Consider the following 19,359-nt stretch of genomic DNA (forward strand, 5'->3'; position numbering starts at 1 on the left):
GTTTATTCAGTCAGGAACATCACGTCGCGTGCCAGCGGCATCAGGTGCTGGCCTCCGTCGACGAACAGCGTGGTGCCGGTGACGGCGCGGGCGGTGGCGAGGTAGCACACCGCCTCGGCAATGTCTTCCGGCGTGGACGACTGGCCCAGCGGCGTCATCTGGTGCGCGCGTGCAAACCCGCCTTGCGACTGGTCGCCCGACACCATCGTGATGCCCGGCGCCACGCCCACCACGCGCAGCGCGGGCGCCAGCGCCTGCGCAAGCTGCATCGTGGCGGTCGACAGCGCCGCCTTCGACAACGTGTAAGAGAGGAAATCCGGGTTCAGGTTATCGAGCTTCTGGTCGAGCAGATTGATGACGACGCCGCGGTGCTCGGCGCCATCGGCAGTCAGCGCACGGTGCAGCTCGCGCGACAGCAGCAGCGGCGCCGCCACGTTGGTGCGCATGTGCGTATCGAGCGACGCATAGCTGAAGCTGGTCGCGACGTCGTACTGGAACAGCGACGCGTTGTTGACCAGGCAGGTGGGCGTACCCAGTGCAGCGCTGCAATCGGCGATCAGGCGACCGGCGGCGGCTTCGTCCGAGAGGTCGGCCTGCAGCACGGCGGCGCGGCGGCCCATGGCGGTGATCTCCGCGGCCACGGCGTCGGCCTCGGCGCGCGAGCGGTGGCAATGCACTGCCACATCCCAGCCGTGGCGGGCCAGGGCCAGGGCAATGACGCGCCCCACGCGACGGCCTGCGCCTGTGACGAGAGCGATGCGCCGCTGTGTAGCGGATTCTGCGGTCGATTCCGCAGTTGACTGGTTGAGCGTCTGCGCCATTGTTTACAATTCGCCGATGAGCAAAACCGTGAGTTTACCGCTTCCCAACGAGGCGGCGCAGGCGCAGTCCGCGCACCTGTTCGCCGTGATCGCCGACGCCATTGCGGCCGCCGGCGGCTGGCTTCCGTTCGACCGCTACATGGAACTGGCGCTTTACGCGCCCGGCCTGGGCTATTACAGCGGCGGCGCGGCCAAATTCGGCCGCCGCGTGGAGGACGGCGGCGACTTCATCACCGCGCCCGAACTGACGCCGATCTTCGGCCGCACCGTGGCGCACCAGCTCGCGCAGGTGCTGCAGGCATTGCCCGAAGGCCAGCGCCACGTGCTGGAATTTGGCGCCGGCACCGGCAAGTTGGCCGCCGACATCCTTATCGAATTGGATGCGCTGAGCGTGCGGCCTGACAGCTACGGCATCGTCGAACTCTCCGGCGAGCTGCGCCAGCGCCAGCAGGAGCGTCTGACTGCGCTCGGCCCCGAGCTGGGCGCCCTCGCGCGGTGGCATGACACGTTGCCCGCGCCGTTCACCGGCGTGATGATCGGTAATGAAGTGCTCGATGCGATGCCCGTGTCGCTGTGGGCGCGGCGCGGCGGCATGTGGCACCAGCGCGGCGTGATGCTAGATGCGGAGCACGGCCTGCAATGGGAAGACCGGCTTGTTGATCCGTCAGAGGTCCCAGCCAAGCTGGCCGCCCTGCCCGGCACGGATGATTTCGTTACCGAATCGCATGAGGCCGCCGAGGGCTTCATCCGCAGCACCGGCGCAGCGCTAGAACGCGGCTTGCTGCTGCTGATCGACTACGGTTTCCCGGCTGCCGAGTACTACCACGCGCACCGCGCCAACGGCACGCTCATGTGCCACTACCGCCAGCACGCGCATGACGATCCGTTCTGGCTGCCAGGCCTGCAGGACATCACCGCGCACGTCGATTTTTCGGGGATTGCCCAGGCGGGACAGGAAGCCGGGCTGGAACTGCTCGGCTACACGAGCCAGGCGCGCTTTCTGTTGAGCGCCGGTGTGGGTGAGCTGCTGATGACACTTGATCCGTCCGATCCGATGCAGTTTCTGCCGGCGGCCAATGCCGTGCAGAAACTGCTGTCGGAAGCAGAAATGGGCGAGCTGTTCAAGGCCATCGCGCTGGGCAAAGGCATCGATGCAGCACTGCCGCTGACCGGCTTTGCCGATGCCGACCGCTCGAACCGCTTGGGTTAGACGATCAGGCTGACGCGGCCTTGGCCGCTTTGGCCTCCAAGGCGCGTTCGTTCTGCTCGGCTTCGTAGCGGCCGATCGTGCCGCGCATCCACCACAGCAGCGCAAGGCCCGGGAAGGCAAACACCACGGTCATCAGATAGAACGCGGGCCAGCCGTAGGCTTCCACGAGGTAGCCCGAGGTGGGCCCAACGTACACGCGGCCGATGGAAGCCAGCGCTGACAGCAACGCATACTGCGTCGCCGAGAACGACCGGTTGCACAGCGCCATCAGCAACGCCACAAAGGCCGCCGTTCCCATGCCGCCGCAGATGTTCTCGATGCCGATGGCCACCGCCATCGTCCACAGGTGCTGCGGCGTCACGGCCAGCACCCAGTAGCCCAGGTTCGACACCGCCTGCAGCACGCCAAAAAGCAGCAGCGCTCGCACCAGCCCGAGCCGCACCATCAGCGTGCCGCCATACAGTGCGCCCACGATGGTGGCGGCCAAGCCGAGTGTCTTGTTGACGATGCCAACCTCGCCGGCGGAAAAGCCGACGCCGCGGATCAGGAACGTGGTGGACAGGCTGCCCGCAAACGCGTCGCCCAGCTTGTAGAGCACGATCAGCCCCAGCAGCGCCCAGGCGCCACGGCGGGAGAAGAAGTCTCGCAGCGGCCCCACCACGGCTTCCTGCAGGCTGCGCGGTGGGCGAGCCGACACCTCCGGCTCGGGCGACCACAGCGTCGTGATGATGCCCAGCGCCATCAGCCCGGCCATCAGCAGATACATGTTGCTCCAGCCCATCACGCGATCGGCCAGATACAGCGCCAGGCCACCCGACACCAGCATCGCCAGCCGGTAGCCAAGCACCTTCACGGCCGCGCCGACGCCGCGCTCGCTCGTATGCAGCACATCGGTGCTGTAGGCATCGAAGACGATGTCCTGCGACGCGGATAAAAACGCCACCAGCACCGCCAGCCCAGCCAGCGCCCAGAGCGCGGCATGCGGCGGCGTGAAGCCCATGGCCGCAATCGACGCTACCAGCCCGGCCTGCGTCAGCACCAGCCAGCCGCGCCGGCGGCCCATCAATGGCGGTGTGAAGCGGTCCATCAGCGGCGCCCACAGGAACTTGAAGATGTACGCCTGCCCCACCAGCGAGAACAACCCGATGGTGCGGATATCCAGCCCTTCCACCGTCATCCAGGCCTGCAGCGTGCCCGAGGTGAGCGCCAGCGGCAGGCCGGAGGCAAAGCCCAGCAACAACATGGCGCCGATGCGGCGGTTGCGAAAAATATCGAGGTAATCGTGGAAGGTCATGCGGCGGGCCGGTGGCGAAGGCGAATGCGGGTTGCCACGTAGCGTGGCGCGCGGCGTTGGCCGATATTATGTCGCACGGATCCGTCCCCTCACCTATATGCCCCGTGTCACACGCTCCCTGCTGACCGCAATCGGCCTCGCGCTATCTGCGTGGGCAACCGCCATGGACGGCCCGCTGCCCGTACCCGCCGACGGCGTGAAGCTGGAAGCGCCCACCACCACATCGCCCAACATCCGGCTCGTCATTCCGGCCGAGGAAATCGATAAGCGCGCGCTGGCCGAATATCAGGGGATCATCGACAACGCGGCCCACGAAGGCGCGCTGGCGCCCGACAACGTGCCGGATCTGATCCGCATCCGCGGCATCGTCAAACGGCTCACACCTCAGGCACCGCGCTGGAACCCCGACGCCACGCATTGGCAGTGGGACGTCAACTTGATCGGCTCGTCGCAGGTGAACGCGTTCTGCATGCCCGGCGGCAAGATCGCCGTGTTTTCGGGTCTCCTCGAACAGTTCAAGCTGACGGACGACGAACTCGCCATGGCGCTCGGCCACGAGATCGCCCACGCCTTGCGCGAGCATGCCCGCGCCCGCGCCGGCCAGCGCGAGATCACCAACCTGGGCGCCAACGTCATCTCGCAATTGTTCGGCTTCGGCAACCGGGGCGATACGGACCTGGGTGAAGGCGCCAAGATGCACCTGCTGGCCTTCTCGCGGGCGGAGGAAACCGAGGCCGACCTGGTCGGCATGGACATCGCCTCCCGCGCCGGCTACGACCCGCGCGCCGCGCTCACGCTGTGGCAAAAAATGGGATCGATCGGCGGGACGGAGCAAAAGCAGTTTCTGTCGACGCACCCGTCGGGACGCACGCGCATGGCCGTGCTGTCGCGCCATTTGCCCGAAACGCTCACGCTGTTTGCCGACGCCCGACATATGACGATGGCGAAACTGCCGGAATATCGATCGAACATGCAATATCTGGGCGCCGCACCTGTTGATAATGGCGATGAGGCGCCGATGCGGCCGATGCGGCGGCGGTAATAATGGCTAGGTAATTGGCGCATTGATGTCTGATCAGTCACCGGTTCCATCAAGATGCGCTGGAAAGTCACATCGGTAGCTGGTTTTGCGCACAGCATATCGTGCAGCCCCCCAAAAAAATCTCGTCGATGTGCGAGGTTTCTTGTCTGCGCGGCCGGATGCGGCAGCAGCAGCCCCAGCAGGACGCCACCGGCACGAACGCCGCCGTCGACACCCGCCATCCACAACGTGCTGGCGCCGTCAGCCGATCCGCAGCCAGCCGAAACAACCCCGTAAGCAGACGGGTCGCGCAACCGGCCATTCCTCTTTACGATGGCTGCTCACTTGCGCGTGTGCGGCGCCAACCTGGAGGAACCCGTGAGTCTGACCATCCTGTGTGTGCTGGTGATCGTGGCAACGGTGTGCGCAGCACGCGGCCGACGTCGGGCTGCGCGCGGGCTGGCGGTGTTCTCCGGTGTGCTGGTGATCGCGATCGGCTGCGGGCCGGTGCCCGCGTGGCTGCTCGATTCGCTGGAAAAGCCGTTCGAGAACGAGCCCCATGTCCAATGGGGCGCGCGCAACGCCATCGTGCTACTGGGCGCGGGCACATTCCGCGTGGGCGACTCGGTCGAGCCGGGGCTGTTCTCGTATCCGCGGCTGGTGGAAACCACACAGCTGTACCAGGCGTGCCGCAAGTCAGATGGCGATTGCAAGGTCCTCGTCAGCGGCGGCGATGCACGTCACCATGGCTCGCCGGAAGCCACCGTGTATCAGCGCGAGCTTGTCAGGCTGGGCGTCGCCAAGGACGACGTGCTCATGGAGCCCCAGAGCATGAACACGTGGCAGAACGCGCAGTTCTCGCGCACGGTGCTGGCGCAATACGCGCCGGACCGCACGGTGCTGGTGTCGTCGGCCATCCATCTGCGGCGCAGCCTGCTGTATTTCACGCACTTCGGCATGGCGCCGATTCCGGTGCGCGCCGACGATCTGCAGGCCGCGGCGTCGCCCTTGCCGATGGCATACAACTTTGCGCTGACCGATTTCGCACTGCACGAGTGGATCGGCATCGCGCGCTATCACATGTACAACGCGCTGGGCTGGAACCCTGGGCGCATCAACCCCGGTGACGCCTGATTCGGCGGCCCTGTGCCGGGCATTCGAAGTGGTGCTCTAGTGCTTCCGGAGGGGAGCAAAATTCCGGCGCCGACCTATACTTTGTGCATTGCAACATCCGGGCATCGCAATGCGCCATCTCGGCCGTATTGAAGCTCACCGCCTCATCGCCATTGGCAAGCTCGCTTGCCACCACCCGCCCACCGGGCGCGGCCATCCCTGACGGGAATCGCTGACGATTCCTGCGCCAGCAAGTGGGCCGCTGCGTAAGCAGCGCCCACCCCGCCAGCCACACCTCAGAAGCAATCCAACAAGCAAGGGGAACCCTCATGCCTCAAGTCACGGCAAGCAAGCTGCCGGTCAAACTGCTCGCGCTCGTCTTCGGCGCCGTCGCGGCGCTGGTGATCGGGCGGACTTTCCTGCTGAACTGGCAGATCATTCCGCCCGGCTACACGGGCATCAAGATCAACCGGCTCGTCGATCGCGGCATCACGCATGAAAACGTCGTCACCGGGTTCGTGTTCTACAACCCCGTGCAGACCGCGATCATTCAGTACCCGACTTACGTGCAGCGCGTGATCTGGACGCAAGACGTGAACGAAGGCCGCGCGCTCAACGAAGAACTGACGTTCAACACGAAGGACGCCGTGCCCGTCAACGTGGACGTGGCCGTCTCGTACCAACTCGATCGCGAGAAGGTGCCGGCCTTCTACACCAACTTCCGCGCCGATCGCATCGAGACGTTCACGCACGGCTATCTGCGCGACACCGCGCGCAACGTGATCGTCGCCATGGGCTCGGAATACAACTTTGACGACGTGAACGGCGGCAAGAAGGAAGAGTTTGTCGCGCGGCTGACCAAGGAGCTGGACACGCGGCTCGCACCGCTGGGCGTGTCGATCAAGCAGTTCGGCATCGTCGGCTCGCTGCGCCCGCCGCGTGCGCTGCTCGATGCAGTGAGCGCCAAGACCAAAGCCATCCAAGACGCGATCCGCACTGAAAATGAAGTGCGCTCCGCCCAGGCCGAGGCCAAGAAGAAAGTGGCGATTGCCGAAGGCGAAGCCGCTGCCAACCATGCGCTCGCCTCGTCGCTGGATGACCGGCTGCTCGCCTGGGAACGCTTGAAGCTCGAACGTGCCGCCATCGAGAAATGGAACGGCGTGACGCCGAGCGTGATGGCTGGCGGCAACGGCGGCGGCATGTTTTTCAACATCCCGGCGGGGGCGCAGAGCAAGTAAGCCCCGGGTCGTCAAAACGGCCAAAGAAAAACGCGCCCGAAGGCGCGTTTTTCGTTTCCGCTCAGGCGGCGATCAGCTCGCGAAACCCGGCGCGGCTTCGCGCACGGTGTGCTCGGCGCCTGCTGCGGGAACCGGCGCTTCCACATGCAGGCTGGTCGCTTCATCCAAGCCCAGGTGCACGTTCATGCATTGCACCGCCGCACCGGCTGCGCCCTTGCCCAGGTTGTCCAGACGCGCGGTGACGACCATGCGCTCGTCCGAACCGAACACGAACAGGTCGGCGCGGTTGGTGTCGTTGGCGCCCTGCACGTCGAAGAAGCCGTTGTCGAGCGTCGCAACGTTGTCAGCCGGCGCCACGCGGATGAACTGCTCGCCCTGGTAGTAATCGGCCAGCACGCGGGCGATGTCCGTCGGGCTCACCTTGCGCGCCAGGTGCTGCGGGTGCAGGCCGATCGTCACGGCCAGGCCCTTGAGGAAGTTGCCGACCACCGGCGTGAAGATCGGCGCGAGGCTCAGGCGGCTCTGCACGCGCATCTCCGGCAGGTGCTTGTGCGCCAAGGCCAGCGCGTACGGACGCGGGCTGTCGAGCTTGGGGTTATTGGCGGCCAGGTAGTCGGCAATCATCTGCTTGCCGCCGCCGCTGTAGCCGGTGAGCGAGAACGCCGTGACCGGGTAGTCGGCCGGGACGATGCCTGCATCCACCAGCGGGCGCATCAGCAGCACGAACGCGCTGGCGTGGCAGCCCGGCACGGCGATGCGCTTGGTGTTGCGCAGGCGCTCGCGCTGGCCCTGGGCCAGTTCGGGCAGGCCGTAGACCCAGTCGTCCGACGTGCGGAACGCGGTGCTGGCGTCGATGATGCAGGTGTTCGGGTTGTTGACCAGCGAGACGGCCTCGCGCGAGGCGACGTCCGGCAGGCACAGGAATGCGACATCGGCGGCATTCAGGAATTTGGCGCGCTCGGCTGAATCCTTGCGCTTGTCTTCGGCGATGCGCAGCAGCTCGATATCGTCGCGCTGCGACAGATAATCGAGCAGGCGAAGGCCGGTGGTGCCTTCCTGACCGTCGACGAAAACCTTGAATGCCATGGTGATCTCGCTAAAAAACTGGGGGCCAAAGACAACGCCGGCAAGCGGTGCCGGCGCGTGAGGTTTGCATTGTAGCGGCTGACGAAGACAATTCCGCGGCAGCGCCATGAAGTGCTTTTTGTGTCGCTTACCAGTGCGCCTTCGTGTCGTAATCAATGGTCAGCGGCGCGTGGTCGCTGAACTTGATGTCCTTGAAGATCGAAGCGCGGCGTGCGGTGGCGGCAATGCCCGGCGTGGCGATCTGGTAATCGATCCGCCACCCGACGTTCTTCGCGTATGCCTGGCCGCGGTTGCTCCACCACGTGTACTGCTCGGGGCGCTGGTCGAGCGTGCGGAACACGTCCACGTAGCCGACCTCATCGAAGAGCTTGGTCAGCCACGCGCGCTCTTCGGGCAGGCAGCCGGAGTTCTTCTGGTTGCCCTTCCAGTTCTTGATGTCGATTTCCTTGTGGACGATGTTGACGTCGCCGCACAGCACGACCTCGCGGCCCTTTTCGTGGCGCAGGTCCTTGAGGTGCTCCATGAACAGGTCCATGAAGCGGAACTTGGCCTGCTGACGCTCTTCGCCGCTGGAGCCCGACGGCACGTAGACCGAGATGACCGACAGCTTGCCGTAGCGGGCCTCGACGTAGCGGCCTTCGGCATCGAACTCGCCGTTATCGAAGCCGACGATGACTTCGTCGGGCTTGTGGCGCGTGTACAGGCCCGCGCCGCTGTAGCCTTTCTTTACCGCGTGCTGGAACACGCCGTGATAGCCGTGCGGCGCCAGAAATTCCGGAGTCATGTCGTCTTGCGCGCATTTCAGTTCCTGCACGCAGACGAAATCGGCGTCCTGCTTGCCCATCCAATCAAAAAAGCCTTTGCTGGCAGCGGAGCGAACGCCGTTGAGGTTGGCGGAAATGATGCGTAACATGGCGGGACTTTTTTGCGGACCAGAGAAAAAAAGATGAGCCAAAACAGCGAGTTGCGCCAATCCTTCATCCGCTTTGCGGTGGAAGCCGGCGTGCTGTCGTTCGGGGAATTCGTGACCAAGGCGGGGCGGACGTCGCCCTATTTCTTTAACGCCGGCAAGTTCGCAGACGGCGCCCTGCTGGGCCAAGTCGCGCAATTCTATGCGAAAACCCTGCTGGACTCGGGTGTCGAGTTCGACATGCTGTTCGGGCCGGCCTACAAGGGCATCACGCTGGCGTCGGCCACCGCCGTAGCCTTGGCGGGCCTGGGCCGGAATGTGGGCTTTGCGTACAACCGCAAGGAAGCCAAGGACCACGGCGAAGGCGGCAGCCTGGTCGGCGCGAAGCTGCAGGGCCGGGTGGTGATCGTCGATGACGTGATCTCTGCCGGCACCTCGGTGCGCGAGTCCGTCGAGCTGATTCGCGCCGCCGGCGCGACGCCGGCTGCCGTGCTGATCCTGATGGATCGGATGGAGCGCAGCGGCAACGCCGTGGATATCGGCGAGCGCTCTGCGGTGCAGGATGTGCAGGCGCAGTACGGCATGCCGGTGGTGTCGATTGCGAATCTGGATGATTTGCTGGGGTATCTGGATAACGCGGGCGACCCGGCGCTGGCTGGGTATCGGGAAAAGGCTGCTGCTTATCGGGATAAGTACGGCGTTAGCGCGATCTGAGTTTTTGCCGCGTTAAAAAACCCCGGTGGATGTTGTTCGCCGGGGTTTTCTTTTTTGTGGCTCATCCTCCTGCCGCAGCCGATGCGAGGGATGCACCATCAGCGCAAGAGCCGCAAACCACCACCCTATTCGATCTTCAACCCCAAGAACGCCGGATTCCCCACCGGATATTCCGGCTGCAACCGCTCCATCACCTGCAGCAGAATCTCCGCCACCATCAGGCTGCGATGCGACTTGGAGTTCGCCGGAATGATGTGCCACGGCGCGTGCGGGGTGGCTGTGGCATTGATCGCGTCTTCGTAGGCGGCCATGTAGTCTTCCCAGAACTTGCGTTCTTCAATGTCCGCCATCCCGAGCTTCCAGTGCTTCTGCGGATCGTCGATACGCATCTGCAGCCGATCGCGCTGCTCCTCCTTGGAGATATGTAAAAAGCATTTGACGATGGTGGTACCGGTCTCGGTCAGCATCTGCTCGAAAGCATTGATGTGAGCGTAGCGGCGCTTGCTCTCGGCGGCATCGATGTCTCCATGCACGCGGGTGACGAGCACATCTTCGTAATGGCTGCGATTGAAGATGACGATCTCGCCTGCGGCCGGCACCTCCGCATGGATCCGCCACAGGAAGTCATGCGCCAACTCCAGCGGCGTGGGCACCTTGAAGCCCACCACGCGCAGGCCGAGCGGGTCGAGCGCACGGAATACGGTGCGTACGGTGCCATCCTTGCCCGCAGTATCCATGCCCTGCAGCACGACCAGCAGCTTGCGGCGGTGCTCGGCATAGAAGATGTCCTGCAGCGCCTCAATGCGCGCAGACAGTTCGGCCAGCCGCGCCAGGTCACCCGCCTTGCTGCCCGTGGTGCACGGTTTGGCGGCAGGATCGAACTTGGCGATCTTGAACTTGCTGCTGCCGTCGAAATACCAGTCGTCGATGGGGTTCTTGCCGTTGGATGCCACGGTGTCTCCTTGTTGTTCAGACAGGCGAATGGGCAGTTCCCGCGCGCCTAGTGGGCAGCGGTCAGCTTGAGCGCATCCAGATCCAGCGTGCCTTCAAACACGGTCGTGGCGGGGCCCGTCATCATGACCGGCTGGCCATCGCCCGCCCACGCGATGGTCAGGTCACCGCCATGCGTGGCCACCTTGACGGGTGAATCGAGCAGGCCGCGGCGGATGCCAGCCACCACCGCTGCGCACGCGCCGGTGCCACAGGCGAGCGTCTCGCCCGCGCCGCGCTCGTACACACGCAGGCGCACGGAATGGCGATCGAGGATCTGCATGAAGCCCGCATTCACGCGACGCGGAAACACGGCATGCGATTCGATCAGCGGGCCATCTTCCAGCACGGGGAAGGCTTCCGTATCGTCGACAATCTGCACGGCGTGCGGATTGCCCATCGACACGGTCGACAGCCATTCGGTCCGGCCGTTGATCTGCAGCGCGTGCTGCGTGTCGTCGCCTTGGGTGCGGGTGGGCAGGCCTTCAGGCAGGAACGGCAGGCGCGCCGCCTCGAACACCGGTGCGCCCATGTCGACTGTGACCTGGCCGTCGTCCTGCATCGTCAGCGTGGCGATGCCGTTCATGACTTCCACACGCACGGTGCGTTTGTCGGTCAAACCGCGGTCGGTGACGAACTTGACGAAGCAACGTGCGCCGTTACCGCAGTGCTCCACCTCGCCGCCGTCGTGGTTGAAGATGCGGTAACGGAAGTCGACATCGGGCCGTGTCGAACGCTCGACCAGCAGGAGCTGGTCCGCCCCCACGCCGAAGTGGCGGTCGGCAATGGCAGCCCATTGCTCGGGCGTGAAGTCGATCGGGGTCTGGATGCCGTCGAGCACGACAAAGTCGTTGCCCGCGCCGTGCATCTTGGTGAAGTGCAGTTTCATGGCTGGCCGCACAGATGCGGCGATGAGCGTTCGGAAAACACCCATTCTAAAGGGAGCCGGCCGGGGTTGCCGCGGGCCGGCTCCCCGCATCAATAAATGCCCGGCATGCCCTCGGGACGGTGCTTGAAGCGCTTGTGCACCCAGTAGTACTCGGTGATGCGCGGGCGTATCGCGTCTTCAAAGAAGGCGTTCATGCGGCGCGTGTCGGCGGTCAGATCGCCGGTGGGGTAGTTCTCCCACGCGGGCAGGATGCGCAGCGCGTAGCCCTCGTAGTTGGGCAGGATCTCGGTGTACATCGGCACGACCTTGGCACCGGTCATCGATGCCATGCGCGGGATGGCGTTGAGCGTGAGCGCCGGCACACCAAAGAACGGCACGAACTCCGAGTCGCGCTCGCCGAAATCCATGTCGGAGATGAGCTGCAGCGCCTCGCCGCGCTTGATGGTGCGCATGATCTGGCGGATGTTTTCGTTGCGCGACACCATGGTCGCGCCAAAGCGGCTGCGCAGCGCCTTGATGGCGTCATCGAGCACCGGGTTGGCCATGCGCGTGTACAGCGAGCAGCCGGCGTTGCCGACGTGCTTGCGCAGGTAGTCGGTGAGCGCCAGCGCGCCGATCTCCACGCCCGACAGATGCAGCGTGACGAGAATGTGCGGCTGGCCGTGCAGCGCCGGCAGATTGGCCTGGTCGTCGATCTTCACCACGTGCATCAGGCGCTTTTCCGATGCGAACCACGCAAACGAGCGCTCGGCAAAGCTGCGGAAGACCTTGCGAAAGACTTCGTGCGCCATGGCTTCGCGCTCGGCTTCGGACTTCTCGGGAAAGCACGCGCGCAAGTTGGCCAGCACCACGCGGCGGCGGCCACTGGGAATGCGGTACAGCAACCCGCCCAGCCCTTCGCCAAAACGTGCGACAAAACCGTACGGCAGGAAGGACAGCAGCCACAAGAAGCCGAGTCCGAGTTTGGCAGAGAAACGTTCCATAAAGGCAGCAGTGTCAGGCAGCGGGCGGAGCGTCCGCGCCCTTGGGGTGCTTGTAGCGGTTATAGCCCCAGAGATATTGCGTCGGCGCCACGGCAATCAACCGTTCGACGGCGGCATTGATGCGGGTGGCGGCCTGCGTTGCGTCTTCGGGCAGATCGCCAATCTCCTCCAAGTGCAGGCGATAGCCTGCGCCGCGCGGCAGCCGCTCGGCAAACAATGCCACCACGGGCGCACCTGTGAGCCGATGCAAACGGTGCACCAGCGTCATCGTATAGGCGGGCTTGCCGAAGAACGGCGCCCATACGCCTTCGCCGGCGGTGGGGGTCTGGTCGGGCAGGATGCCGACGGCCTCGCCGCGCTTGAGTGCGCGCACCAGCATGCGCACGCCACGCGGGTCTGCTGGTGCCATCTGCATGTTCGGTCCCGCCCGCATGGTTTCAATCCAGCCGCGCAGGCTTGCCTTGCGCGGCGGCTTGAATAGCGAGGTGACGGGGTGCTCACGCGCATAGGCCTGCGGCAGCACTTCAAAGCAGCCCAGGTGCGGCGTCAGGAAGATCAGGCCGCGCCCATCTGCAAGCGCGCGCTCGACGACCGTCCGGCACACGTCGAACAGGTGAGGGGCGACGTCCGCCCCGTTCTTGCGCACCCAGAAGTAGGGCATCTCGAACACCATGCGGCCGGCGGATCGCCCAGCCTCCTTGAGCATGGCGGGCGTGACGTCGGGATAGGCGTGGCGGAAGTTGGTAATGAGCCGGTCGTGATAGCGGCCGGGCACCTTGGCCGCCAGCGCCCCCAGCCAGCCGCCCAGCGCCTGCAGCGCGGATAGGGGCAAGCGTGAAAACAGCCAGAACAGGAAGGTCATGCGTGCGGTCGCAGCAATGTGTTGGTCGCAGTCGACAGGGGGGCAGGGTCTTGACAGGCCTTGCTGCGGCCCCGAAAAGTGCCGCGTATAATAGCGCGATTCGCCGAGTTAACTGACAACTTGCGGGGCGAATCCTTGCTTGGCCACAAACCTCGGCAAGGTTGCTAAATACCGCTAAAGCGTCGCCGGCCGTGGCTCAACGGATTGGCAACGTGATAGCCAATCTGGAGCTAACAGCCGTGTCAAACGACTTCCTCTTCACCTCGGAGTCGGTCTCCGAGGGCCATCCCGACAAGGTCGCCGACCAGATTTCCGACGCCATCCTGGACGCCATCCTCGCCCAGGACAAATATGCGCGCGTCGCAGCAGAAACGCTGTGCAACACCGGCCTGGTGGTGCTCGCGGGTGAAATCACCACGACGGCCAACGTCGACTACATCCACGTTGCGCGCGAAACCATCAAGCGCATCGGCTACGACAACACCGAATACGGCATCGACTACAAGGGCTGTGCCGTCCTCGTCGCTTACGACAAGCAATCGCCGGATATTGCCCAGGGCGTCGACCGCGCATCGGACGACTACCTCAACCAGGGCGCCGGCGACCAGGGCCTGATGTTCGGCTACGCGTGCGATGAAACGCCCGAGCTGATGCCCTTCCCGATCTACTACGCGCACCGCCTGGTCGAGCGCCAGTCGCAACTGCGCCGCGACGGCCGCCTGCCCTGGCTGCGTCCGGACGCCAAGTCGCAGGTGACGGTGCGTTATGTGGATGGCAAGCCCCACAGCGTCGATACCGTGGTGCTGTCCACCCAGCACGCGCCGGAAATGTCGCAAGAGGCCATCCGCGAAGCCGTGATCGAAGAGATCATCAAGCCGGTGCTCCCGTCGCACATGCTGGCCGAGACCAAGTACCTGGTGAACCCGACCGGCCGCTTCGTCATCGGCGGCCCGCAAGGCGACTGCGGCCTGACCGGCCGCAAGATCATCGTCGACACGTACGGCGGCGCCGCCCCGCACGGCGGCGGTGCGTTCTCGGGCAAGGACCCGTCGAAGGTCGACCGCTCGGCGGCGTATGCCGCGCGCTACGTGGCCAAGAACGTGGTGGCTGCCGGTCTGGCGCGCCAGTGCCAGGTGCAGGTGAGCTACGCGATTGGCGTCGCACGCCCGATCAACATCACGGTGTACACGGAAGGCACGGGCGTGATCCCGGACGAGCAGATCGCCAAGCTCGTGCAGGAGCACTTCGACCTGCGCCCGAAGGGCATTGTGCAGATGCTGGACCTGCTGCGCCCGGTCTACGAAAAGACCGCCGCATACGGCCACTTCGGCCGCGAAGAGCCCGAGTTCAGCTGGGAAGCCACCGACAAGGCCCTGCTGCTGCGCGAAGCGGCCGGCCTGGCCGGCGAGCCGGCCAAGGCGTTTGCCTGAGGCCACCCTGCTGCAGACAAGAAACCGCCTCTCGGGGCGGTTTTTTGTTGCGTGCTTGGTAATACCGCGCTCACGGCATCTTGCTGAGAATGCCGTTCATCTCATCTGCGGAAAACGCCCTCAGCGTCTGCGAACGGACATTGCCCGCCGCGGCCAGCGCCAGCCCGAAGGCCGTCATGGCGGCATCGTCCGGGCCCTCGCAGATCACGGCGAGGTCGTACTGGCCCAGCGTCCAGTAGATCGCCTTCATGTCGATGCCGGCCGCCTTGGCCAGTTCGCGGGCCGCAGCCGCCCGCTTGGTGGTGTCTTTCACGCTGCGGATGCCCTGGTCGGTAAAGTTCAGCAGGGCCAGAAAGGTTGCCATGGTGCATCTCCTGATCGGCGGGAGTCGGAGGGAAGCCGCATCGCGCGCCGCCGAAACGCGCGGGAGGTGCTTTCGTGCAATGTGCACGCCAGGCAAGCTGGCAGGCCGCATTGCGGCAACATCGCGCCCACACCGGTCCGTTCCAGCCCGTGCAGTGCCCCGGATGGTTTCAGATGCGATACACCGCCGCTGACAAGCGCCCATTGCGCAACTTCGGTCAGGCACGGCGGTATCACGCGCGCTAACGTAGCGCCACCCAGGAGCCCAACCTGACCACCGCCACCGACCGCTACCTCGCCCGCTTCCGCGCCGTGCTCGCCCACATCGACGCGCATCTGGAAGACACGCTCGACGTGGACGGGCTGGCCGAAGTGGCAACGTTTTCCAGCTACCACTTCCACCGCCAGTTCTCGTTGCTGTTCGGCGTGAACGTCGGGCGCTATGTGCAGTTGCTACGCCTGAAGCGCGCTGCGCATCAACTCGCCTATCGCGACGAAGCGCGCATCACCGACATCGCACTGGCGTGCGGGTACGAAGGGCCGGAGGCATTTGCGCGGGCGTTCCGCAGGCAGTCGGGACAATCTCCGTCGGCATTTCGGGCGGCGCCGCAGTGGGCGTCCTGGGCGACCGATCTACAGGCGCTGCGCGCCCTCAGGAGCCAACACATGCCCGCACAACCGCAAACCCTATCCGTTGAGATCGTCGAGCGCGAGGCCGTCGCGGTCGCCGCCATCGAGCACCGCGGTGACCCAGCACGCCTGGGCGAGACCCTTCGCAGGTTCATCGCCTGGCGCCGCGAGCATCGGCTGCACCCGAGCGTTTCGGCCACGTACAACGTCGTCTACGACAATCCCGACGATGTGCCGCCCGAGGCGTTCCGCATGGACATCTGCGCGGCCACGTTCGCGCCGATCGCCCCCAATGCAGCGGGCGTAGCGGGCAAGACGCTGGCGGGCGGCCGCTACGCCGTGCTGCGCCACACGGGCTCCGACGACACGCTCGGCCAGAGCGTTGCGTACCTGTATGCCGACTGGCTGCCCGCCAGCGGCGAGGAATTGCGCGACGCGCCGCTGCTGTTCCAGCGCGTGCGCTTTTACCCCGACGTGCCCGAGCACGAAGCCGTGACGGACGTGCTGCTGCCGCTCAGGTGAACGTTCAGGCGTCCAGGTGAACCTGGATGCCGGTGGCCGTGTAGATGGCCGTGGCCTGGAAGCCGTCCACCACCACCGTCGAGAACTGGCGGTTGCTGCCCGCGCCATCCACCACGGCGATGGTGTCGCCCACCTTGGGCGTGTAGCCGTTCACGAACTTCAGGTGCAGCGTGCCGCCCGCAATGGTGGTAAGGCCGGCCACGCTGAGCTTGCCCTGGCCGTTCGGGCCGATGGCCAGATCAAGCGTGGTGCCCTGCAGTTGCGTGAACTTGCCCGCAATGGCCACCGCCGCCGGCGCGTTGATGGCCAGCGTGCCAGCGCCGACATACACATCGCCCGTGCCGAATGCGTTGGCCGAATCGGCTTCCAGCACGCCGCTTGCGACCTGTGTGCCGCCGGTGTAGGTGTTGGCGCCGGCCAGACGCAGCCTGCCGGTGCCTTGCAAGGTGAGCTTGCCCGCGCCCGAGATGGCATTGCGCCACGTATCGGCCGCGTTGAAGCCGCCCTGCGTTGCGTCCATCGACACGATCACGTTGCCGTTGAACGCGCCGTAGTCGTCGGCCGCCGCGAACAGGTTGAGGCGGCCCCAGCCTTCGGCGTCGTCGAGCACCGGGTAGCCGGACGCCAGCTCCGTGGTCTTGAGCACCACGCGGCGCTGGTCGGCGCTCAGGTACGGGAAGCGCGTTTCCAGCAGCACCTCGGCGCCCTTGGGTACCATCGGCGCCAGTGTCGTGGCGCTGATCTGCGAGAAGCCAAACGTCATCCGGCGCGTGAAGTTGGCCTGATTGGTGGCGTAGTCGGCAAAGCGGTCGGTGGCCGGCGTGCCCGACTGGGCCAGCGCCGGGAAGGTCGTGGCATCGGTGCCGGTCTGCGCCATCAGCGCGGTGTGCGCCTGCGTGAAGGCAGCCGCCTTGAGCGCGGCGTTGGCCGGGTCGACCAGATTGGCCGCCGCGGCGGCAATGCCGATCATGCGGCCGGACATCACATCCAGCGGTGAATGCATGCCCGCCAGGATGCGGTTCTCGCCCAGCTCCTGGCCGCGTGCAAGCATCTGCTGGAAGCGCTCAGGCACCAGGTACGGCAGCTGTGTCGACAAAGCCCGGGTCTGCGGGCGGCGCCGGAATGGCCTGCGTGGTGGCAACGGGCGTGCTGCTGGTGGTGTCATCGCCGCCGCACGCGGTGAGCGCGAGGGCACCGAACAGCGCAACGAGGCTGGAGCAAAGACGCGGGCGGGAAAACGCGGGGCGGGCAGTGAAGGCCATGGTACGGCGGGCTCGCAACCCGCAGAGCGCGCTGGAAAGCGCGGCAGTCTCGACACGCGCCACGAAACAACGGTGACGTTTCGTTGACAAATCCGCGTGATCTTCGCCCTACATTGGGGCATTCCCCGTCATGACAGCGCTAACAGTGAGTTATGTCACGGCGTGATAGAATCGCCGGCTGCATTCTTTGACATTGGTGAAGCCTGGTCCGGGCAATCGCCGTCCGTCGACCATGTCCTCTTCATCCCTGCATCCCGCCCTGCGCCGCTGGCTCCACAGCTTCATTCCTGCACCCGTGACGGTGCGCTGGAGCGAGCGCGTCCGTTCCGCTGCCGGCGCCCTCGTCGGCATCCTCTTTACCGGCACGATGATGAAGATGGTGCCGGGCGCTTCCACGCTGATCCCGCTGCTGGTCGCCCCAATGGGCGCCTCTGCCGTGCTGCTGTTTGCGGTGCCCGCCAGTCCGCTCGCGCAGCCGTGGTCGATCATCGGCGGCAACCTGGTGGCGGCTACCGTGGGCGTGACGTTCGCGCTGCTGGTGAATGATCCGGTGATTGCCTCTGCGCTGGCCATCTCGGCAGCCATTGCCGGCATGTTCGCACTGCGCTGCGTGCACCCGCCATCAGGCGCGGTGGCGCTCACCGCCGTGATTGGCGGCCCGGCCGTGCATGCCCTGGGCTATCGCTTCGTGCTCGAGCCGATCCTGATCCAGTCTGCGCTGCTGCTGGTGGGCGCGCTGGTGTACCACGCGGCCACGGGCCACCGGTATCCGCACGCACAGCGCCTGCCCGCTGCCGAGCGTCCGCCTACCGCGGCCGGTTTCACCCGCGCCGACATCGTGGCAGCGCTGCGCCGCCAGAGCGAGCTGCTCGACATCGACCCCGAAGACATCGAAGCCGTGCTGCGCGAGATGCAGCTGCAGGCCTACACGCGCACCTTCCAGGCGCTCACCTGCGCGGACATCATGACCACGCCGGTGGTCACGGTCTTGGCCGGCACGTCGATCCCCCGTGCATTGGAACTGCTGCGCCAGCATGGTTTCAAGGCATTGCCGGTCGTGGACGAAGGACGGCGCGTGGTGGGGATCGTCACGCGTGTCGACCTGCTCGGCCTGGCGCCAGCGGACATGCGCCAGACGGTGCGCCGCTGGTTCAGCATCGGCGCGCTCACACCCCCGCGCGTGGCCGATCACATGAAGACGCGCGTGCAGACCATCGCCGCCAACGCGCCCATGTCGGATCTGGTGCCGATGTTTGCCAGCGCCGGCCACCACCACATTCCGGTGCTGGATGCCGACGGCCGGCTGGCCGGCATCGTCACGGAATCCGACTTGGTGGGCGGGCTGTACCGTCAGGCCAACATCGAGCCACAGGCGGCCTGAGCGGCCATCAAACCGCATCCATCGGCAACTCACGGAACGCGCCCAGCTGTTCCGCCGCCACTGAGTACGCCACCAAGCGCGGGTAATCCGCCGCCGGCACGCGATCGGCCACCATCAACTGGATGAAGGCCCAGGCCACGGCCACTGTGACGCCGGCCTGCGTCAGCTCATTCTCCTCGACGGGCAAGGGCGCGTCCTTCCACTCCGCTTCGAGCGCTTCCACCGCCGCCAGTAACTGGCTGTGCACGCGCTCGACCCACGGTCCGTGCACTTTCTCGCTCGGGCGCAGGTTGTGTTCATAGACGATCTGCACGGCCTTCTCGCACGCGGCCAGCGCCAGGCCAATCACGCGCAGCGCGTGCTGGCGCTCGGCAATGGCGGCGGGCATCAAGCTGCGGCCTGCCAGCGTTTCTGCGTAATCGATGATGAGCGTGGAGTCGATCAGCACGGTGCCGTCGTCGCACACCAGTGTGGGCGCCTTGACCACGGGGTTGATGGCGCTGAACTGATCGAAATGCCGGAAGACCGAGACCGCCGCGTGCTCGAACGGCAGCCCGAGCAGCTTCAGCGAAATGGCCGTGCGGCGCACGTACGGTGAATCAAGCATGCCGATCAACTTCATGAAATCTCCTCGCTGTTG

Annotated in this window: 19 protein-coding genes and 1 pseudogene; 8 read left to right on the top strand and 12 right to left on the bottom strand. The window is 65.5% G+C overall.

What is annotated here, in order from left to right; translation table 11 throughout:
• Positions 1–2 precede the first annotated feature (2 nt).
• Positions 3–821, bottom strand: coding sequence for an SDR family oxidoreductase (locus tag CFE42_RS19445; protein ID WP_004635801.1), 819 nt, complete (start codon positions 819–821; stop codon positions 3–5).
• A 16-nt stretch (positions 822–837) separates the two neighbouring features.
• On the opposite strand from CFE42_RS19445, the gene CFE42_RS19450 reads away from it, so the two are divergent.
• The gene (locus tag CFE42_RS19450; protein ID WP_004635804.1) at positions 838–2,031 is read left to right on the top strand and encodes a class I SAM-dependent methyltransferase; all 1,194 of its coding nucleotides are present in this window, start codon (positions 838–840) and stop codon (positions 2,029–2,031) included.
• A gap of 4 nt (positions 2,032–2,035) precedes the next feature.
• On the opposite strand, the gene CFE42_RS19455 is transcribed toward CFE42_RS19450, so the two are convergent.
• Positions 2,036–3,325 carry a muropeptide transporter gene (locus tag CFE42_RS19455; protein WP_004635805.1) on the bottom strand — a complete coding sequence of 430 codons (1,290 nt, stop codon included), beginning with the start codon at positions 3,323–3,325 and terminating at the stop codon, positions 2,036–2,038.
• Between the two features lie 97 nt (positions 3,326–3,422).
• Here CFE42_RS19455 and CFE42_RS19460 point away from each other — a divergent pair, with 97 nt between their 5' ends.
• From CFE42_RS19460 to CFE42_RS19470, 3 genes are all read left to right on the top strand, one after another.
• Positions 3,423–4,367: a M48 family metallopeptidase gene (locus CFE42_RS19460; RefSeq protein WP_004635808.1), complete on the top strand. Its 945-nt coding sequence runs from the start codon at positions 3,423–3,425 to the stop codon at positions 4,365–4,367.
• Positions 4,368–4,724: 357 nt separating this feature from the next.
• Positions 4,725–5,480, top strand: coding sequence for a YdcF family protein (locus CFE42_RS19465; protein ID WP_037044947.1), 756 nt, complete (start codon positions 4,725–4,727; stop codon positions 5,478–5,480).
• A gap of 308 nt (positions 5,481–5,788) precedes the next feature.
• On the top strand, positions 5,789–6,697 hold the full coding sequence (locus tag CFE42_RS19470) for a prohibitin family protein (protein WP_004635812.1): 909 nt from the start codon (positions 5,789–5,791) through the stop codon (positions 6,695–6,697).
• A gap of 72 nt (positions 6,698–6,769) precedes the next feature.
• Here CFE42_RS19470 and argC read toward each other — a convergent pair whose 3' ends face one another.
• Together argC and CFE42_RS19480 are read right to left on the bottom strand one after the other, a co-directional pair.
• Positions 6,770–7,783: an N-acetyl-gamma-glutamyl-phosphate reductase gene (gene argC / locus CFE42_RS19475; RefSeq protein WP_004635813.1), complete on the bottom strand. Its 1,014-nt coding sequence runs from the start codon at positions 7,781–7,783 to the stop codon at positions 6,770–6,772.
• A gap of 127 nt (positions 7,784–7,910) precedes the next feature.
• On the bottom strand, positions 7,911–8,696 hold the full coding sequence (locus CFE42_RS19480; RefSeq protein WP_004635816.1) for an exodeoxyribonuclease III: 786 nt from the start codon (positions 8,694–8,696) through the stop codon (positions 7,911–7,913).
• A gap of 33 nt (positions 8,697–8,729) precedes the next feature.
• Here CFE42_RS19480 and pyrE point away from each other — a divergent pair, with 33 nt between their 5' ends.
• Positions 8,730–9,407, top strand: coding sequence for an orotate phosphoribosyltransferase (pyrE, locus tag CFE42_RS19485; protein WP_004635818.1), 678 nt, complete (start codon positions 8,730–8,732; stop codon positions 9,405–9,407).
• A gap of 125 nt (positions 9,408–9,532) precedes the next feature.
• Here pyrE and CFE42_RS19490 read toward each other — a convergent pair whose 3' ends face one another.
• From CFE42_RS19490 to CFE42_RS19505, 4 genes are all read right to left on the bottom strand, one after another.
• Positions 9,533–10,360: a polyphosphate kinase 2 family protein gene (locus CFE42_RS19490; RefSeq protein WP_004635820.1), complete on the bottom strand. Its 828-nt coding sequence runs from the start codon at positions 10,358–10,360 to the stop codon at positions 9,533–9,535.
• 47 nt (positions 10,361–10,407) lie between these two features.
• Positions 10,408–11,286 carry a diaminopimelate epimerase gene (gene dapF / locus CFE42_RS19495; protein WP_004635822.1) on the bottom strand — a complete coding sequence of 293 codons (879 nt, stop codon included), beginning with the start codon at positions 11,284–11,286 and terminating at the stop codon, positions 10,408–10,410.
• Between the two features lie 89 nt (positions 11,287–11,375).
• The gene (locus tag CFE42_RS19500; protein WP_004635824.1) at positions 11,376–12,269 is read right to left on the bottom strand and encodes a lipid A biosynthesis lauroyl acyltransferase; all 894 of its coding nucleotides are present in this window, start codon (positions 12,267–12,269) and stop codon (positions 11,376–11,378) included.
• A gap of 13 nt (positions 12,270–12,282) precedes the next feature.
• Entirely contained in the window at positions 12,283–13,131 is an 849-nt protein-coding gene (locus CFE42_RS19505) for a lysophospholipid acyltransferase family protein (protein WP_004635826.1), read from the bottom strand.
• Positions 13,132–13,370: 239 nt separating this feature from the next.
• On the opposite strand from CFE42_RS19505, the gene metK reads away from it, so the two are divergent.
• Positions 13,371–14,561, top strand: a complete 1,191-nt coding sequence (gene metK / locus CFE42_RS19510; protein ID WP_004635827.1) for a methionine adenosyltransferase — start codon at positions 13,371–13,373, stop codon at positions 14,559–14,561.
• Positions 14,562–14,631: 70 nt separating this feature from the next.
• Here metK and CFE42_RS19515 read toward each other — a convergent pair whose 3' ends face one another.
• Positions 14,632–14,925 (bottom strand): GYD domain-containing protein, encoded by a 294-nt coding sequence (locus CFE42_RS19515; protein WP_004635830.1) that lies wholly within the window; start codon positions 14,923–14,925, stop codon positions 14,632–14,634.
• Between the two features lie 269 nt (positions 14,926–15,194).
• On the opposite strand from CFE42_RS19515, the gene CFE42_RS19520 reads away from it, so the two are divergent.
• Complete coding sequence (locus CFE42_RS19520; RefSeq protein ID WP_037044940.1) at positions 15,195–16,076, top strand: AraC family transcriptional regulator; 882 nt, start codon at positions 15,195–15,197, stop codon at positions 16,074–16,076.
• A 4-nt stretch (positions 16,077–16,080) separates the two neighbouring features.
• On the opposite strand, the pseudogene CFE42_RS19525 reads toward CFE42_RS19520, so the two are convergent.
• Positions 16,081–17,154 (bottom strand): annotated as a pseudogene (locus tag CFE42_RS19525) (autotransporter-associated beta strand repeat-containing protein); the annotation flags it as partial.
• On the bottom strand, positions 17,141–17,338 hold the full coding sequence (locus CFE42_RS19530; protein WP_004635836.1) for a hypothetical protein: 198 nt from the start codon (positions 17,336–17,338) through the stop codon (positions 17,141–17,143). The gene CFE42_RS19530 and the pseudogene CFE42_RS19525, both read right to left, overlap by 14 nt.
• A 232-nt stretch (positions 17,339–17,570) precedes the next feature.
• On the opposite strand from CFE42_RS19530, the gene CFE42_RS19535 reads away from it, so the two are divergent.
• Complete coding sequence (locus CFE42_RS19535) at positions 17,571–18,719, top strand: HPP family protein (RefSeq protein ID WP_004635838.1); 1,149 nt, start codon at positions 17,571–17,573, stop codon at positions 18,717–18,719.
• A 7-nt stretch (positions 18,720–18,726) separates the two neighbouring features.
• On the opposite strand, the gene CFE42_RS19540 is transcribed toward CFE42_RS19535, so the two are convergent.
• Positions 18,727–19,341 (bottom strand): glutathione S-transferase, encoded by a 615-nt coding sequence (locus CFE42_RS19540; RefSeq protein WP_004635840.1) that lies wholly within the window; start codon positions 19,339–19,341, stop codon positions 18,727–18,729.
• Between the last annotated feature and the right edge of the window lie 18 nt (positions 19,342–19,359).

It is taken from the genome of Ralstonia sp. PBBBR1, assembly GCF_002256165.1.
In the GTDB taxonomy this organism is placed as follows: Bacteria; Pseudomonadota; Gammaproteobacteria; order Burkholderiales; family Burkholderiaceae; genus Ralstonia; species Ralstonia thomasii.

Coding starts and splice junctions, on each gene's coding strand:
- CFE42_RS19445 (WP_004635801.1), bottom strand. CDS start 821: ATGGCGCAGACGCTCAACCAGTCAACTGCGGAATCGACCGCAGAATCC.
- CFE42_RS19450 (WP_004635804.1), top strand. CDS start 838: ATGAGCAAAACCGTGAGTTTACCGCTTCCCAACGAGGCGGCGCAGGCG.
- CFE42_RS19455 (WP_004635805.1), bottom strand. CDS start 3,325: ATGACCTTCCACGATTACCTCGATATTTTTCGCAACCGCCGCATCGGC.
- CFE42_RS19460 (WP_004635808.1), top strand. CDS start 3,423: ATGCCCCGTGTCACACGCTCCCTGCTGACCGCAATCGGCCTCGCGCTA.
- CFE42_RS19470 (WP_004635812.1), top strand. CDS start 5,789: ATGCCTCAAGTCACGGCAAGCAAGCTGCCGGTCAAACTGCTCGCGCTC.
- argC (WP_004635813.1), bottom strand. CDS start 7,783: ATGGCATTCAAGGTTTTCGTCGACGGTCAGGAAGGCACCACCGGCCTT.
- CFE42_RS19480 (WP_004635816.1), bottom strand. CDS start 8,696: ATGTTACGCATCATTTCCGCCAACCTCAACGGCGTTCGCTCCGCTGCC.
- pyrE (WP_004635818.1), top strand. CDS start 8,730: ATGAGCCAAAACAGCGAGTTGCGCCAATCCTTCATCCGCTTTGCGGTG.
- dapF (WP_004635822.1), bottom strand. CDS start 11,286: ATGAAACTGCACTTCACCAAGATGCACGGCGCGGGCAACGACTTTGTC.
- CFE42_RS19500 (WP_004635824.1), bottom strand. CDS start 12,269: ATGGAACGTTTCTCTGCCAAACTCGGACTCGGCTTCTTGTGGCTGCTG.
- CFE42_RS19505 (WP_004635826.1), bottom strand. CDS start 13,131: ATGACCTTCCTGTTCTGGCTGTTTTCACGCTTGCCCCTATCCGCGCTG.
- CFE42_RS19515 (WP_004635830.1), bottom strand. CDS start 14,925: ATGGCAACCTTTCTGGCCCTGCTGAACTTTACCGACCAGGGCATCCGC.
- CFE42_RS19530 (WP_004635836.1), bottom strand. CDS start 17,338: ATGGCCTTCACTGCCCGCCCCGCGTTTTCCCGCCCGCGTCTTTGCTCC.
- CFE42_RS19535 (WP_004635838.1), top strand. CDS start 17,571: ATGTCCTCTTCATCCCTGCATCCCGCCCTGCGCCGCTGGCTCCACAGC.
- CFE42_RS19540 (WP_004635840.1), bottom strand. CDS start 19,341: ATGAAGTTGATCGGCATGCTTGATTCACCGTACGTGCGCCGCACGGCC.